Raw genomic sequence first — 15,283 nt, forward strand, 5'->3', positions numbered from 1 at the left:
CGCCCCCCGAGCGATCGACGCCGGGCACACCGCTGCCAGTGGTGAACGCCTTCACTCGACCGGGTTGTGAAATCACCCGGTCGACGGACGGGAGTGGATAGCCCCGAGCCGCAGGTGGTCCCATTCGCGCCATGTGGGCGCAGAGCACGGTCGGACCCCGCCGACTCGGTACGGCCTTCTTCTCCTTCGCCGCGCTGTTCGCGCTGTCCGCGGCCCCGGCGGCGCTGGCCGACGGCCCGCCACCCGCCGTCGACCCGGCGGCCAGCGGCCCCTCGCCCCAGGCGTACGTCGTCGGCCGCTCCGGTCAGGTGCAGGTCGTGGACACGGTGCGGGGCAAGGTCCTGGCGACGGCCAGGACCGGCGGCCGCACCACCGGTGTCGCGGTGGCCCCGGACGGCGGGCACGTCTACGTCGTCAACGGCTGGACCGGCGTCATCACGGCGATCGACCCCGCGACGGGCGCCGTCGTCGGCAGGCTGGAGACCGGCACGCAGCTCGCCCAGGCCGTGATGCACCCGGACGGGCAGCGGCTCTACGTCACCGGCAACTCCAGCCGCGGCGGCTCGGTCGTCGTGGTCGACCCGAGGACGTTCACGCTCGCCGCCGTGGTCCCGCTCGGCGGCCAGGTCCAGGGCGTCACCCTCAGCCCGGACGGGCGGATGCTCTACGTCGCGGGCGCCCAGGACGGCACGGTCGCGCTCGTGGACGCGCTGACCCTGACCCCGCAGGCAACCGTGGAGATCGGCGGGATGCCGCAGCACGTCGCGGTCAGCCCGGACGGGTCCACGCTCTACGCCAGCGTGCTGCACCTCGGCGCGCGGAAGGCGAGCGCCGGACTCGTGGTCGTGGACACCAAGCGCCGCACCCGGCTCGCGGAGGTCCCGGTCGGCACGGGCGCGGGCGGTGTCGCGGTCACCCCGGACGGGTCGCGGGTGTACGTGGCGCTCACCCGGCAGCGGGCGGTCGCGGTCGTGGACACGACGACCCGGACCCTGCTGCGGACACTGCCCTACGACGCGCGGGGGCTGTCGAACGCGCCCGGTGACCGGCGGATCTTCCTGGCCACCGGGTCCACGACGACGGTGCTGGACGGGTCCGACGACACCGAGCTGGCGAGGTTCGACCTGGACGAGCTGGACCTGCCGGGGATCACCGGCAAGCCCACCGGGTTCGAGGCGACCATGGTCGCGTTCGCCCCGGACCCGAGCCACTAGCCGAGCGCGGGTACCGACACCCCGACGCCGCCGCGCAGGTCGGCGCCGTAGAGCTCGGCCTCGGCGGCCAGGTCCAGTGGCCTGGAGCCGTTGACCGCGCGCAGGTCGTCGGTGATCCGGTCGGCGGGCACCAGCCAGCAGACCTCGAACTCGATGCCGTCGACGTCGTGGGCGTAGAGCGCCTTGGTGGTGCCGTGGTCGGACTCGCCGACGAGGGCGCCGTGCTCGACCAGCCTGGCGCGGATGGCGGCGAGCTCGGCGAGCGTGTCGACCTCCCACGCCAGGTGGTAGAGGCCGACCGCGGTGCGGCCCGCGGGGGAGGGCGTCGCGTGCTCACCCATGGCGAACAGGCCGAGGTCGTGGTCGTTCGTCGAGCCCGCGGCCTGGAGGAACGCGGCCCGGCCGGGCATCTCGGTGATCGTCTTGAAGCCGAGCACGTCCCCGTAGAAGGCCACCGCCTTCGCGACGTCCCGGACGTACAGCACGGCGTGGTTCAGGCGCTGGATCGGCATGGCGGGGCTCCCCAATAGTTGAATCCTCAACCATCACGATACGTCGTGATGGTTGAGGATTCAACCGGGAGTCCTAGTGCACCGTCTCCGGCGTGCGCTCCCTGGCGGCGGGCTCGTCCTCGTCGCCCGCGTCGCCGCCCTCGTGGATGGCCATCCGCTCCTGGACCCGGCGCAACGGGCCGGGAGCCCACCACGCCGCGTTGCCGAGCAGCCTGAGCACGGCGGGCACCAGCAGCATCCGGACGACCGTCGCGTCCAGCACCAGCGCCAGGATCATGCCGACGCCGACGAACCGCATGATCGTGATCTGCGAGAAAGCGAACGCGCCGATCACGACGCTGAGCAGCAGGGCGGCGGCGGTGATCACGCGGCCGGTCTTGGCCAGCCCGGTCGCGACGGCGTCCTGGCTGCTCGCGCCCTTGTTGCGGGCCTCGACCATGCGGGAGAGCAGGAAGATCTCGTAGTCCGTCGACAGGCCGAACACGATGGCCGCCATCAGCACGACGATGCCGGACTCCAGCGGCGACGGCGTCACGCCGAGCAGCGAGGCGCCGTGGCCGTCCTGGAAGATCCAGACCAGCACGCCGAAGGTCGCCGACAGGCTCAGCGCGCTCATCACGATCGCCTTGAGCGGCAGCACGACCGACCCGAACGCCAGGAACATCAGCACGAACGTCGCCCCGACGAGCAGCAGCACCATCCACGGCAGGTTCGCCGCGATGGCCTCCAGGCTGTCGGACACCAGCGCGGTGGGACCGCCGACCAGCACCTCCGAACCGCTGGGCACGTCCAGCGCGCGCACGTCCTTGAGCGCCTGCTTGGCCTCGTCGGAGTAGGCGTCACCGCCGTCGAGCCCCGCGGCGGCCGCCCACACGCCGTTCTTCGGCTCGGCGGTGGCCTGCGCGGTGTCGACGCCCGCCACGTCGGAGACCTTCGCGAGGTAGGCCTGCACGGCGGCCGGGTCGGGGTCGCCGGAGATCACGATCTTGAAGCCGTTGGCGGACAGCGCCGTGAAGTCGGAGTTGATCGTCTCGGCGGCGATCCGCGCGGAGTTGCCCTCCGGCAGCACCTTCTCGGTGACCTGGCCGAACTTCACGCCCAGGAACGGCGCGCCGAGCGCGAGCAGGACACCGATGATCGGCACCGCGAACAGGATCGGGCGCTTCATGACGCGCCTGCCGAGCCGAGCCCAGCCGCGCCCCTCCTCGCCCTTGGCCGCGCGCTTGCGCCACGGCATCGCGAACTTGTCGACGCGGTGGCCGAGGATGCCGAGCAGCGCGGGCAGCAGTGTGAGCGAGACGACCGCGGCGATGGCCACGGCCGACATGCCGCCGTAGCTCAGCGACTTGAGGAAGCCCTGCGGGAACAGCAGCAGCCCGGCGAGGGCGATGACCAGGATCGTCGAGGAGAACGCCACGGTCCGGCCCGCCGAGGTCACCGTGCGGCGCACGGCGTCCTCCACGCTGCGGCCCGCGGCGAGCTCCTCGCGGAACCGGCCGACCATGAACAGGCCGTAGTCGATGGCCATGCCCAGGCCCAGCAGGCTGGCGACGTTGACGGCGAACGAGTTCACGTCGGCGCCGAGCGCCACGGCGTGCAGCACGCCGAGCGAGCCCAGGATCGAGAGGCCGCCGACGAGCACCGGCAGCGAGGCCGCGATGAGACCGCCGAAGATGACGATGAGCAGGACCAGCACGATGGGCAGCGACACCGCCTCGGCCTTGGTCAGGTCCGACGCCGTGATGTCGTTGATGGCCTTCTGGGTGGGGGTGAGGCCGCCGACCTGCGACTCCACGCCGTCCACGGCGAGCTTGTCCGAGATCTGCTGGAACTGCTTGATCTGCGCGTTCGAGTCACCGGCCTGCAGGGTGATCGCGGCGAGGCCCTTGGTCTTGTCCGCGTTCGCGAACGTCGGCAGCTGGGTGTTCCAGTAGGACGCGACCTGCTTGACCACGTCGTCGGGCAGCGCGTCCAGCTGCTTGGCGACCTTCGCCGCGAGCTCGGGGGAGTCGACGGTGGAGCCCTGCGGGGCGGTGTAGATGACGATGACGTCACCGCCCTGGCGGCCGAACGCGTCCTGCGCGACCTTGTTGGCGCGCGCCGCCTCGCTGCCCGGCGCGTCGTAGCCGCCCTGGCTCAGCTTGTCGAAGACGCCGAGTCCCCAGATGCCGCCACCGACGGACAGCAGCACGATCGCGATCAACACCACCCATCGGCGGTGATAGGCCAGCGAGCCCCACTTCGCGAACAACTCGTCCTCCTAGGCTGAATGGCGTTACGGTTCCGCAAACGGCGTCCACTTGGTAAACACCGTTCACTAAACTGGCACGACGGTACGCCGGCAGGACAGGCGTGAACAACCCGATGGGGTGACATATGACCCAGGCCACGCGCCGCGAACGGCTTCGCGCGGAGACCGAGCGCGACATCCGTCGGCAGGCACGCGCCTTGCTCGTGAACCACGGGCGCGAGGCCGTGACGCTGCGCGCCATCGCCCGCGAGGTCGGCATCACCGCCCCGGCGCTGTACCGGTACTACGACTCGCGCGAGGACCTGCTGCGCCACCTGTGCGACGACATCTGCCACGACCTGGAGGCCGAGCTGTACGCGGCGCTGGCCCCGTTGGGCGAGGACGCCGGGCACGAGCAGGTCTACGCGGTCTGCCGGGGCTTCCGGCGCTGGGCGCTGGCCCACCCGCAGGAGTTCTCGCTGGTGTTCGCCTCGCCCGAGAACGTCATCGGGTCGGTCGGCCCCGAGGACCTGCTCAAGGTCGGCGACCAGTTCGGGAAGGTGTTCCTGGAGGTCGCCAGCAGGCTGATCGCCAAGCACGACCACCCGCACGGCGAGGAGGTGGCCGAGCCCCCGGAGGTGCTGCACAACGACCTGCGGGCGTTCCAGCAGGTGATGATCAGGACGGTGACCGCGCGCGGTGTGCAGGTGGACGAGGAGTCGCTGCACCTGGGCGCGATCTTCCACATCCTCCAGGCGTGGGTGCGGCTCTACGGGCACGTGGCGCTGGAGGTGTTCGGGCGCTTCCCGCTGGCCGTGTCCGACCCGGAGCCGATGTTCGACGCGATGCTCGCGAGCCTCCTCGTGCCGATGGGCATCGAGGAGTGAGCCCACGGGTGTCCCGGACCTGCCGGGACACCCGCGTCCACGGGTCTACAGCACGATGTTCACCAGTCGGCCGGGCACGACGATCACCTTGCGCGGGGTGCCGCCCGCGACCAGCTCGGCGATCTTCTCCTCGGCCAGCGCCGCGGCCTTGACCTCGTCCTGACCGGCCGCGGCGGGCACCGTGATCCGGGCCCTGACCTTGCCGTTGACCTGGATCGGGTACTCGACCGAGTCCTCGACCAGGTACTTCTCGTCGGCCTTGGGGAACGGCCCGTGCGCCAGCGACCGGTCGTGGCCCAGCTTGGCCCACAGCTCCTCGGCGACGTGCGGGCCCAGCGGTGCCAGCATCAGCACCATGGCCTCGGCCAGCACCCTCGGCGTGCCGGTCGCGCTGTAGGCCTTGGTGACGTGGTTGTTCAGCTCGATCAGCTTCGCGCCCGCCGTGTTGTAGCGCAGGTTCACGAAGTCGTCGTGCACGCCCGCGATCGTCTTGTGCAGCAGCCGCAGCGACTCCTCGGGCGCGGCGTCCTCGACGACCCTCAGCTCACCGGTGTTCTCGTCGACCAGGTTGCGCCACAGCCGCTGCAGGAACCGCTGCGCGCCGACGACGTCCTTGGTCGCCCACGGACGGGACACGTCCATCGGGCCCATCGACATCTCGTACATCCGGAACGTGTCCGCGCCGTAGTTCTCGCACATCTCGTCCGGCGTGACGACGTTCTTCAGGCTCTTGCCCATCTTGCCGTACTCGCGCTTGACCTCCTCGCCGTTGAAGAAGAACTTCCCGTTCTCCTCCACGACCTCGTCGGCGGGCACGTACGTCTCGCGGGCGTCCTGGAACGCGTAGGCCTGGATGTAGCCCTGGTTGAACAGCTTGCGGTACGGCTCGTCGCCGGACACCTGGCCCAGGTCGAACAGCACCTTCTGCCAGAAGCGGGAGTACAGCAGGTGCAGCACCGCGTGCTCGACGCCGCCGATGTACAGGTCGACGCCACCGGGGTCGCCCGCGCCGTGCTCCGCGGTGCGCGGGCCCAGCCAGTACTGCTCGTTCTCGGCGTTGACGAACCGGTCGGACTCGGTCGGGTCGACGTAGCGCAGCTGGTACCAGCACGACCCGGCCCAGTTGGGCATGGTGTTGAAGTCGCGGCGGTACTTCTTCCTGCCCTCGCCCAGGTCCAGCTCGACCTCGGTCCAGTCGGTAGCGCGGGACAGCGGCGGCGACGGCTCGCTGTTCGCGTCCTCCGGCTCGAAGGTGCGCGGCGAGTAGTCGTCGACCTCGGGCAGCTCGACCGGCAGCATCTCCTCCGGCAGCGGGATCGGCGTGCCGTCCTCGTCGTAGACGATGGGGAACGGCTCGCCCCAGTACCGCTGGCGGGAGAACAGCCAGTCGCGCAGCTTGTACTGCACGGTGCCCTGGCCGAAGCCCTTCTCCTCCAGCCACGCGATCATCGTGGACTTGGCCTCGGTGACGCCCATGCCGTCCAGGAATCCCGAGTTGATCGCCGGACCGTCGCCGGTGAACGCCTCGCCGTCGAAGCCCTCGGACGGCTGCACGGTGCGGATGACCGGCAGGTCGTACGCGGTCGCGAAGTCCCAGTCGCGCTGGTCCTGGCCGGGGACGGCCATGATCGCGCCGGTGCCGTAGCCCATCAGCACGTAGTCGGCGATGTAGACCGGGATCCGCTCGCCGGTGGCCGGGTTCGTCGCGTGCGCGCCGGTGAAGACGCCGGTCTTCTCCTTGTTCTCCTGGCGGTCCAGTTCGGACTTCAGGGACGCGGCACGGCGGTACGCGGCGATGTCGGCGGCCTGCTCGGCGGTCGCGATCACGTCCACCAGCGCGTGCTCCGGCGCCAGCACCACGTAGGTCGCGCCGAACAGCGTGTCGGGGCGGGTCGTGAAGACCTCGATCTCCTGGTCGCCGACCGGGAAGCGCACGCGGGCGCCGTTGCTGCGCCCGATCCAGTTGCGCTGCATGGCCTTGACCTTCTCCGGCCAGTCCAGCCGGTCCAGGTCGTCGATCAGCCGGTCGGAGTACGCGGTGATCCGCATCATCCACTGGCGCAGGTTCCGCCGGAACACGGGGAAGTTGCCGCGCTCGCTGCGGCCGTCGGCGGTGACCTCCTCGTTGGCCAGCACCGTGCCCAGGCCGGGGCACCAGTTCACCGGCGCCTCGGACAGGTAGGCCAGGCGGTACTCGTTCAGCACCTTGCGCTGCTCGGCGCTGGTCAGCCCGGCCCACGGGCGGCCGTCCGGCGTCGGCCGGGAGCCGTCGGCGAACTGCGCCTCCAGCTCGGCGATCGGCCGCGCCTTGCCCGCGTCGGCGTCGTACCAGGAGTTGAAGATCTGCAGGAAGATCCACTGCGTCCACTTGTAGTACTCGACGTCGATCGTGGAGATCCGGCGGCGCTCGTCGTGGCCCAGCCCCAGCCTGCGGATCTGCCGCAGGTAGGTGGCCATGTTGTCCTCGGTGGTCTTGCGCGGGTGCTGGCCGGTCTGCACCGCGTACTGCTCCGCGGGCAGGCCGAACGCGTCGAAGCCCATGGTGTGCAGCACGTTCCGGCCGTTCATCCGGTGGTACCGGGCGAACACGTCGGTGCCGATGAAGCCCAGCGGGTGGCCGACGTGCAGCCCCGCGCCCGACGGGTACGGGAACATGTCCTGCACGAACAGCTTGTCCGCGGGCACCGGCTCACCGGTGGACAGCGGGCCGACCGGGTTCGGCGCGTGGAACGTGCCGTTGTCCTCCCAGTACTGCTGCCAGCGCTTCTCGATCCGACCTGCCAGCTCCGCCGTGTAGCGGAAGGCCGGGGTCTCCGCGGCCGCCTCCGTGCTCATCGAACGTCCCTCTCCATCGATTTCCTGCCCCTGACACGACGAAACCCCCCAGCCCATCAGGGCGTGAGGGGTGGCCGCGCCGACCAGCTTGTCGGTCAGCGCGGCTGGATAAGGAGCAGGCAGGCCTTGCTCATGCTCCTACGGTACCCGGTTGACCACGCTGGGCGAAAAGGGTATCTACCGCGGTGAGACCGGGATGAGTGATCCGCGCGACTCCAAGCCGGGGGCGCTGGGACGCCGGGGAGGGGCACACCTACCCTCGGGGGCGTGAACATCGTGCTGCCTGTGGTGCTCGGCTTGGTCGGCGTCTTCCTCGGGCTGATCGGCTACCTCGGGTTGAGCGGGAAGCTGCCGCGCAACCGCTACGTCGGCGTCCGCACCGCTCCGGCGATGCGCGACGACGAGGCGTTCCTGCTCGCCAACCGGGTCGCGGGCCTGCCGAACGTCGTCGCCGCGGTCGTCGCGGTCGGCGCGGGCACGGCCGCCGTCGTCAACCCGGACGCCGCGCTGACCGTCGGCGTCGTCGGTGTCGTCGGCGCGGTCGCGATCACCATCGCGGGCACGGCCGTCGGCCACCGCGCCGCCGAGGCCATGCCCGAGCCGGAGGCCCCCAAGGGCTGCGGTGGCTGCGCGTGCGCCGGTGGCGGGTGCAGCACGTTCTCGCGGGCCTGATGTTCCATGTGAAACATCAGTTCCGGTGGACGTCCGCCGGGTAGGTCGCCAGCAGTGCCGTCGGCATGCCCTGGCGCCGCAGCACCCGGCCCCACAGGTCGACCCCGGACGGCGTGAGGACGTCGTCCGGCAGACCCGGCACCACGATCCAGTCGCCGCGCTCGATCTCACCGGCCAGCTGCCGCGACCCCCAGCCCGCGTAGCCCGCGAACACCCGCAGGCCCCGGACCTTCTCGACGAGCACGTCCGGGTCGGCGTCCAGGTCGACGAGCGCCACCGGTCCGCGCACGCCGACCACACCCTCCAACGTGGACAGGTCCTCGCCGGTCCGCAGCGCCGCCAGGCACAACGCGGTCTTCTGCTCCACCGGCCCACCGATGTAGACGGCCTGCGGCCGCGTCACGTGCGGGCCCCAGGCGGGCAGCACGTCGTGCACCGCCACCTCGCTCGGCCGGTTCAACACCACCCCCAGCGTCCCCTCGCTGCGGTGGTCGATCAGGTAGACGACGGTCCGCTGGAAGTTCGAGTCCGTCAGCGTTGGCGCCGCCACGAGCAGGGAACCAGGTTCGACTTCTGCATCAGGGCGCACCAGCACATGATTTCACCCGAACCCCCGCGACGTGTGTCACACCTTGCGCGGAACATTCGCGCCCCCTCGGTCGTTGGAGTCCTCGTTGGATGCCTTCGAGTCCCCCGGGCCCACTCCACTGCCTTCTCGGAATACCGGTTCGGCCGGAGCCGGGTTGTGCACCACGCCGAGAGGCGACCTGGGCATCCGATCGACTAGGCCGGACCTCCGGGTTCGGCCTTTGTCGTACCCGGACCAGGTCCTCCCCGGTGTTCGGCCACCCGCCGCCGGACGTTCGACTCGCGCGGGGTCGGGGTGAGTGCGGCTGGACGTAGGGTGTCGGCGTGACGACGGTCGGGAGTCCCGCGGCGAAGCACCACCTCGGTGTCCGCAGGCTGCTGGCCGTCGCCGGGTTCCGCAGGCTGCTGATCAGCAGGCTGGCCTCCCAGTGGGGCGACGGCCTGTTCCAGGCCGGGCTGGCCGGCGCGGTGCTGTTCAACCCCGAGCGCCACGCCGACCCGGCCGCCGTGGCCGCGGGCTTCGCCGTGCTGCTGCTGCCGTACTCGATCGTCGGCCCGTTCGCGGGCGCGCTCCTGGACCGCTGGGACCGCCGCCGCGTCCTGGTGGTCGCGAACCTGACCCGCGGTGTCTTCGTCCTGCTCACCGCCGCCGCCGTCGGCTTCGGCCTGTCGGACGTCCCGCTGTACGCGGCCGCCCTGATGGTCACCGGCATCAGCCGGTTCGTCGGCTCCGGCCTGTCCGCCTCGCTCCCGCACGTCGTGGAGGAGGACCACCTCGTCGAGGCCAACGCGTTCGCCACCACGCTCGGCGCCCTCACCGCGGTGCTGGGCGCGGGCTCCGCCGTGGCGCTGCGCACGGTCCTCGGCGAAGGCGACGGGGGATCGGCGCGGACGACGTGCGCGGCGGTCGTCGGCTCGCTGCTGGCCGCCTACGTGGCCAGCCGCTTCAAGGCGGGCGTGCTCGGCCCGGACGAGGTGGTCGAGCCGAACCGGACGGTCACCGCCGTCGCGATGGGGCTGCTGGACGGCGCGCGAGCGGCCTGGCGCACGCCGAGCGTCACCGGCGTCCTGGTCGCGCTGCTGGCGCACCGGGCCGCGTTCGGCATCTCGCTGCTGCTCACGCTCCTGCTGATGCGCCACAGCATCGACACCGGCATCGCCGGGCTCGGCCAGATCGCGGTCGCGGGCGGCGCGGGCATCCTGGTCGCCGGGGTCATCACCGACCGGGTCGTGGACGTGCTGGGACGCCGGACGACGGTATCCGCCGCGCTGCTCCTGGCCGCGGCGGCGCAGCTCGGCCTCGGGCTGCCGATGCTGCTGCCGACGATCCTGGCCGGGTCGTTCCTGCTGACGTTCGCGGGCCAGGTCGTGAAGCTGTGCGTGGACGCGGCGGTGCAGGGCGAGATCGGCGACGAGGTGCGCGGCCGGGTGTTCGCCCTCTACGACACGCTGTTCAACGCGACCCAGGTGGCCGCCGTGTCGGTGGCGGCCGCCGTCGTCCCGCTCGACGGCCGCTCACCCGGCCTCATCGTCTTCGCCACCGCGCTCTACCTCGTGGGCCTCGGCGGTTACCTGCTCATGCTGAAGCGGTCACCTCGGCAGCGGTAGCCGGATGATGCCGGTCTCGTGGGCGAACACCACGGCGGCCATCCGGTCGCGCAGGTCGAGCGCCCGGAGGATGGCGACCACCTCCGCCGCGACCTGCTGCTGCGTGATCGCGAGCACGCGGGCTATCTCGTGGTCGGCCAGACCGCGCGCCAGGCAGCGCAGCACCGAGCGCTGCTGCTCGTTGAGCGCCGCGACCTCCTCGGTCGGGACACCGCTGTCCGCGGACAGTCCCCATGTGTTCATCGGACTCCACCCCCCGTGGGCGCTTGGGCGCGCACAGCGTCATGGTGTCGCAACTCGCTGTCATCTCGCTAACGCGGTGGCACCGAGTCGCCACTGCGGGTCACCCGGCGGTCAGCGTTCGGGCAGCTCCACGCCCTCGGAGCGGGCCCACGCGAACAGCTCGGCGATGGCCTCGTCGTGGTCGAGGGGACCGCGGTCGAGCCTGAGCTCCTTGAGGAACTTCCACGCCTTGCCGACGAGCGGGCCGGGCGGCAGGCCGAGCAGCCGCATGATCTCGTTGCCGTCGAGGTCGGGCCGGACGCGCTTGAGGTCCTCCTCCGCCCCGATCCGGGCGATGCGCTCCTCCAGCTCGTCGTAGGTCCGCTGCAACGAGCTCGCCTTGCGCTTGTTGCGGGTCGTGCAGTCGGCGCGGACGAGCTTGTGCAGCCGGGTCAGCAGGTGCTCGGCGTCGGTCACGTACCGGCGCACCGCCGAGTCGGTCCACTCGCCCTTGCCGTAGCCGTGGAACCGCAGGTGGAGGTACACGAGCTGGGCGACGTCCTCGGTGATCTCCTTCGAGTACCGCAACGCCCGCAAACGCTTGCGCGCCATCTTCGCGCCGACCACCTCGTGGTGGTGGAACGACACCCCGCCGCCGTCCTCGAACCGGCGCGTGTCCGGCTTGCCGATGTCGTGCAGCAGCGCCGCCAGCCTCAGCACGAGGTCGGGGGAGAGCTCCGGGTCCTCCAGGTCGATGGCCTGCTCCAGCACGACGAGCGAGTGCTCGTACACGTCCTTGTGCTGGTGGTGCTCGTCGATCTCGAGCTTCATGGCGGTCAGCTCGGGCAGCACGAGGTCGGCCAGCCCGGTCCGCACCATCAGCTCCAGGCCCAGCCGCGGGTGCGCGCCGCAGAGCAGCTTCGACAGCTCGGCCTGCACCCGTTCGGGCGTGATCCGGGCGAGCTGGGGTGCCATCGCGGTCATGGCCTCGACCACGCGCGGCGCGGGCGTGAAGCCGAGCTGGGACACGAACCGGGCCGCGCGCAGCATCCGCAGCGGGTCGTCGGAGAACGACTCCTCGGGGGTGGCGGGCGTGTCGAGGACCTTCGCCGCGACGGCCGCCATGCCGCCGGTCGGGTCCACGAACGCGCGGGTGCTCACCTCGAACGCCATCGCGTTGACGGTGAAGTCGCGGCGCACGAGGTCGCCGTCGATCGTGTCGCCGAAGGTGACCTCGGGGTTGCGGGTGACGCCGTCGTAGCTGTCGGCCCGGAACGTGGTGATCTCCACGGTCTCGCCGCGCTTGGTCGCGCCGAGGGTGCCGAACGCGATGCCGGTGTCCCAGACCGCGTCGGCCCACCCCTTGAGCAGGGCCTGGACCTGCGGGGGGCGGGCGTCGGTGGTGAAGTCGAGGTCGGTGGTCGGCCTGTCCAGCACGGCGTCCCGGACACTGCCCCCGACCAGGTACAACCGGTGCCCGGCCGCGGCGAACCGCTCGGCGAGCTCGTCGACTACCGGGGGCACCTTCAGCAGTTCCACCACCGCATTGTCCTCGGTGGTGGGCGCGTTGTCGTTCACGAGCGGTCGGGGCACGAGGAGCCAGGGTATAGGCATCCGGAGTTGATCACTCAGCGCATTTGCCGGGCAACGTCCTGTCACGTCACCTCGCCACTACCATCGGCACCATGCCCCCGTCGTCCGGTCGTTCCGGCGGTACCAAGCCGGGGCGCCGGAACAGACGCCGGGGCCGCAGGCTCAAAACTGTCGACGAAACCTCGGCTGGTGGTCTGGTGCTGGACGCCGACCACCGGAATGCTGCGGTGATCGGTCGTCTGGACCGGCGTGGTCGTCTGCTCTGGTCGTTGCCCAAGGGGCACATCGAGGCCGGTGAGACCGCCGAGCAGACCGCGGTGCGGGAAGTGGCCGAGGAGACCGGTATCCATAGCAGGGTGTTGCGGCCGCTCGGGGCGATCGACTACTGGTTCGTCGCCGAGGACCGCCGAGTGCACAAGACCGTCCACCACTTCCTTCTCGAGGCGTTGGGCGGAGAGCTATCCGATGAGGACGTGGAGGTCACCGAGGTGGCGTGGGTGCCCCTTGGCGAGTTGGACGGGAGGCTCGCCTACGCGGACGAGCGCCGTCTGGTCCGCCGAGCCGCAGAACTGCTCGCCGAGGCGACCGGACCCCCGGTCGTGCTGAACCCGGACGGAGCGGAGTCGGCGTGAAGAGGCTGCTGTCCGCGCTCGCGGCGGCCGGTGTGCTGGTCGTCTCGGGTGCCGCCGCGGCGCCCGCCGCGGCCGCGCCGACCGACGGTGGCAGGCTGCCCGTCAAACCCGTCCCGGCGACCCAGGTGTGGACGACGCGCCAGCTGTCGCAGCCCGGCACCCAGTCGCCGGTGTGGCTGCGCATGGAGGTCGACCAGCTGGTCCCGCGGGCGGTCATCGGCGGGACGCCGAACTCGGTCAAGGTCACCGGCAAGATCTTCAACGTCGGCGACCGCAAGATCACCGAGATCGACCTCCGGCTCGAGCGCGGCGACCCGCTCACCAAGGAGGAGGACGTGAAGAGCGCGCTGCGCGAACCCGTCCAGTCCGAGCTGGTGCGGCAGCCGACCTTCACCCCCATCAGCGAGTCGCTGGAGGCCGGGCAGAGCGCCGCGTTCAGCCTGGAGGTCCCGCTCAGCGGCGACGACCCCACGTCGTTGCAGATCACCGAGCCGGGCATCTACCCGATCCTCGCCAACGTGAACGGCAAGCCGGACTTCGGCGGCCGGGCGCGGCTGGCCGCGTTGAGCACGCTGCTCCCGGTGCTGTCGGTGCCCGGCGGCGGCAGCGTGGCCGCGCCGCCGAACCCGGCGAAGGTCACCGTGCTGTGGCCGCTGGTCGACCGCCCCCGGCTGGTCACCTCCGGTCCGCCCGGCGAGGCGGTGCTGACCGACGACGACCTGGCGCAGTCCCTGTCGTTGGGCGGCAGGCTGCACAGCCTCCTCAAGGCCTACGACTCGGCCGTGACCAGCGGTCTCGCGTCGTCGGTCTGCGTGGCGGTCGACCCCGACCTGCTGCGGACCGTCGAGGCGATGAGCAAGGGCTACCGGGTGCGCGACCAGGGTCCCGGCCGCGGCCAGAACGAGGCCAAGCTCTGGCTCGACCAGATCAGCAGGCTGACCGCGGGCCGGTGCGTCATGGCCGTGCCGTACGCGGACGCCGACCTCGTCGCGCTGTCGCGGGCGAAGCTCGTCGACCTCGGGAAGCTCGCCGTGACCGGCGCCGAGGTCGTGCAGGACGTGCTCGGCCAGGTCCAGGCGCTGCCCGGTGTCGTGTGGCCGGAGGACGGCCTGCTGGACAAGCAGACGATGGCCGACCTCATGGCCCAGGGCGTGCGGTCGGTCGTGCTCGACCAGTCCGGTGTCGCCGACGCCCCCGGCACGCAGCCGGTGCGGTTGCAGGACGCCGACGCGGCTCCGGTCACCGCGGTGCGGATCGACTCGTTGGTGTCCGACGCGCTGCGCGGCGGCTCGGACGGCTCCGGCGGCCTCTCCGGCGTGAGCACGCCGACCGAGACCAAGCCCGTGTCGGTGCAGAACGCGCTGGCCGCGCTGACGTTCCGCGCGGGCTTCCAGGGCAACGGCCAGAACGTGGTCATCGCCCCGCCGCGCCGGTGGAACGCCCCGGTCGGCGAGATGCAGGTCTTCCTGGACACGGTGAAGTCGCTGGTCGGAGGCGGTTACCTGGCTCCGGTCGGGCTGGACACCCTGGTGTCGGGCGCGACCGTGCCCGAACAGGTCGGCACGCTCTCCTACCCCGTCGAGGCCGGCGCGAAGGAGGTGCCGCCCGCGATCACCGCCGGTGTCGGCGCCTCGTGGGCGACTCTCCAGTCGATGTTCGAGTCGATGAGCCAGGAGGACAGCGGCGCCTCGCAGCCCGCGGACCTGGTCGACCCGCTGCGGCTGGAGCTGCTGCGCGGCGTGTCCGGTGCGTGGCGCGGCAACGACGCGGCCGCGCTCGGCTCGATCGCGATCGGCCAGGAGGAGATCGGGAAGCTCCAGGGCCAGGTCATGGTGATCGAGCCGAACAGCCCGATCCTGCTCGGCTCCGGCGACAGCCCCGTGCCGGTGACCATCAAGAACAAGCTCGACGTGCGGATCAACGTCCGGATCGTCATCGAGGACAAACCGGGCATCAAGGCCAAGCAGCTGGGCGACCTGGTGCTGCCCGCGCGCGGCGACCGCCTCGTGCGCGTCCCCGTCGAGGTCTTGCGCTCCGGCCGGTTCAGCGTGAACGTTCTCCTCACGACCCCGAACGGGGTCGTGCTGGGGGAGACCGTTCGACTCGAGGTCTCCTCCTCCGCCTACGGCACGATCACCATCGTCATCACCGCCACGGCCGCGGCCGCGCTGGTGCTCCTGTCCGCCAGGAGGATCTACCGGCGGGTCAGGGCGTCACGCCTGCCCAAGGTCGAGGTACCCGAAGACGCCAGCAGCGTCACACCAGAGAAGTCGAGTACGAGTTGAGCGAC

General features: G+C 71.2%; 12 protein-coding genes. 6 read left to right on the forward strand and 6 right to left on the reverse strand.

Translation table 11 applies throughout. The features are described from left to right. Positions 1-131 precede the first annotated feature (131 nt). Positions 132-1,214, forward strand: coding sequence for a YncE family protein (locus CLV43_RS00575; RefSeq protein ID WP_106184974.1), 1,083 nt, complete (start codon positions 132-134; stop codon positions 1,212-1,214). Here CLV43_RS00575 and CLV43_RS00580 read toward each other — a convergent pair. Next, positions 1,211-1,726, reverse strand: coding sequence for a VOC family protein (locus CLV43_RS00580; protein WP_106184975.1), 516 nt, complete (start codon positions 1,724-1,726; stop codon positions 1,211-1,213). The genes CLV43_RS00575 and CLV43_RS00580 overlap by 4 nt on opposite strands. A 73-nt stretch (positions 1,727-1,799) precedes the next feature. After that, positions 1,800-3,977, reverse strand: coding sequence for an MMPL family transporter (locus CLV43_RS00585; RefSeq protein WP_106184976.1), 2,178 nt, complete (start codon positions 3,975-3,977; stop codon positions 1,800-1,802). Between the two features lie 125 nt (positions 3,978-4,102). Here CLV43_RS00585 and CLV43_RS00590 point away from each other — a divergent pair, with 125 nt between their 5' ends. Next, positions 4,103-4,843, forward strand: a complete 741-nt coding sequence (locus CLV43_RS00590) for a TetR/AcrR family transcriptional regulator (protein ID WP_106184977.1) — start codon at positions 4,103-4,105, stop codon at positions 4,841-4,843. A 45-nt stretch (positions 4,844-4,888) separates the two neighbouring features. Here the strand turns inward: CLV43_RS00590 and leuS are convergent, their stop codons facing one another. After that, positions 4,889-7,678, reverse strand: coding sequence for a leucine--tRNA ligase (gene leuS, locus CLV43_RS00595; RefSeq protein WP_106184978.1), 2,790 nt, complete (start codon positions 7,676-7,678; stop codon positions 4,889-4,891). 267 nt (positions 7,679-7,945) lie between these two features. Between leuS and CLV43_RS00600 the strand changes: the two genes are divergently transcribed. Further along, positions 7,946-8,350, forward strand: a complete 405-nt coding sequence (locus tag CLV43_RS00600; RefSeq protein WP_106184979.1) for an SdpI family protein — start codon at positions 7,946-7,948, stop codon at positions 8,348-8,350. 16 nt (positions 8,351-8,366) lie between these two features. Here the strand turns inward: CLV43_RS00600 and CLV43_RS00605 are convergent, their stop codons facing one another. Next, positions 8,367-8,939 carry a YqgE/AlgH family protein gene (locus CLV43_RS00605; protein ID WP_170155653.1) on the reverse strand — a complete coding sequence of 191 codons (573 nt, stop codon included), beginning with the start codon at positions 8,937-8,939 and terminating at the stop codon, positions 8,367-8,369. 323 nt (positions 8,940-9,262) lie between these two features. Here CLV43_RS00605 and CLV43_RS00610 point away from each other — a divergent pair, with 323 nt between their 5' ends. Further along, complete coding sequence (locus tag CLV43_RS00610) at positions 9,263-10,546, forward strand: MFS transporter (RefSeq protein WP_106184981.1); 1,284 nt, start codon at positions 9,263-9,265, stop codon at positions 10,544-10,546. On the opposite strand, the gene CLV43_RS00615 is transcribed toward CLV43_RS00610, so the two are convergent. Together CLV43_RS00615 and CLV43_RS00620 are read right to left on the reverse strand one after the other, a co-directional pair. Continuing rightward, the gene (locus CLV43_RS00615; protein ID WP_106184982.1) at positions 10,529-10,789 is read right to left on the reverse strand and encodes a LuxR C-terminal-related transcriptional regulator; all 261 of its coding nucleotides are present in this window, start codon (positions 10,787-10,789) and stop codon (positions 10,529-10,531) included. The two genes, CLV43_RS00610 and CLV43_RS00615, sit on opposite strands and share 18 nt — an antisense overlap. A 111-nt stretch (positions 10,790-10,900) precedes the next feature. Beyond that, positions 10,901-12,361, reverse strand: a complete 1,461-nt coding sequence (locus tag CLV43_RS00620) for a CCA tRNA nucleotidyltransferase (protein WP_425445708.1) — start codon at positions 12,359-12,361, stop codon at positions 10,901-10,903. A gap of 92 nt (positions 12,362-12,453) precedes the next feature. Between CLV43_RS00620 and CLV43_RS00625 the strand changes: the two genes are divergently transcribed. Next, a complete protein-coding gene (locus CLV43_RS00625; RefSeq protein WP_106185883.1) occupies positions 12,454-12,993 on the forward strand; it encodes an NUDIX hydrolase in 540 nt (179 codons plus the stop codon). After that, the gene (locus CLV43_RS00630; RefSeq protein WP_106184984.1) at positions 12,990-15,278 is read left to right on the forward strand and encodes a DUF6049 family protein; all 2,289 of its coding nucleotides are present in this window, start codon (positions 12,990-12,992) and stop codon (positions 15,276-15,278) included. Before CLV43_RS00625 ends, CLV43_RS00630 begins: the two co-directional genes overlap by 4 nt. Positions 15,279-15,283: the final 5 nt, after the last annotated feature.

It is taken from the genome of Umezawaea tangerina, assembly GCF_003002815.1.
Classification (GTDB): Bacteria; Actinomycetota; Actinomycetes; order Mycobacteriales; family Pseudonocardiaceae; genus Umezawaea; species Umezawaea tangerina.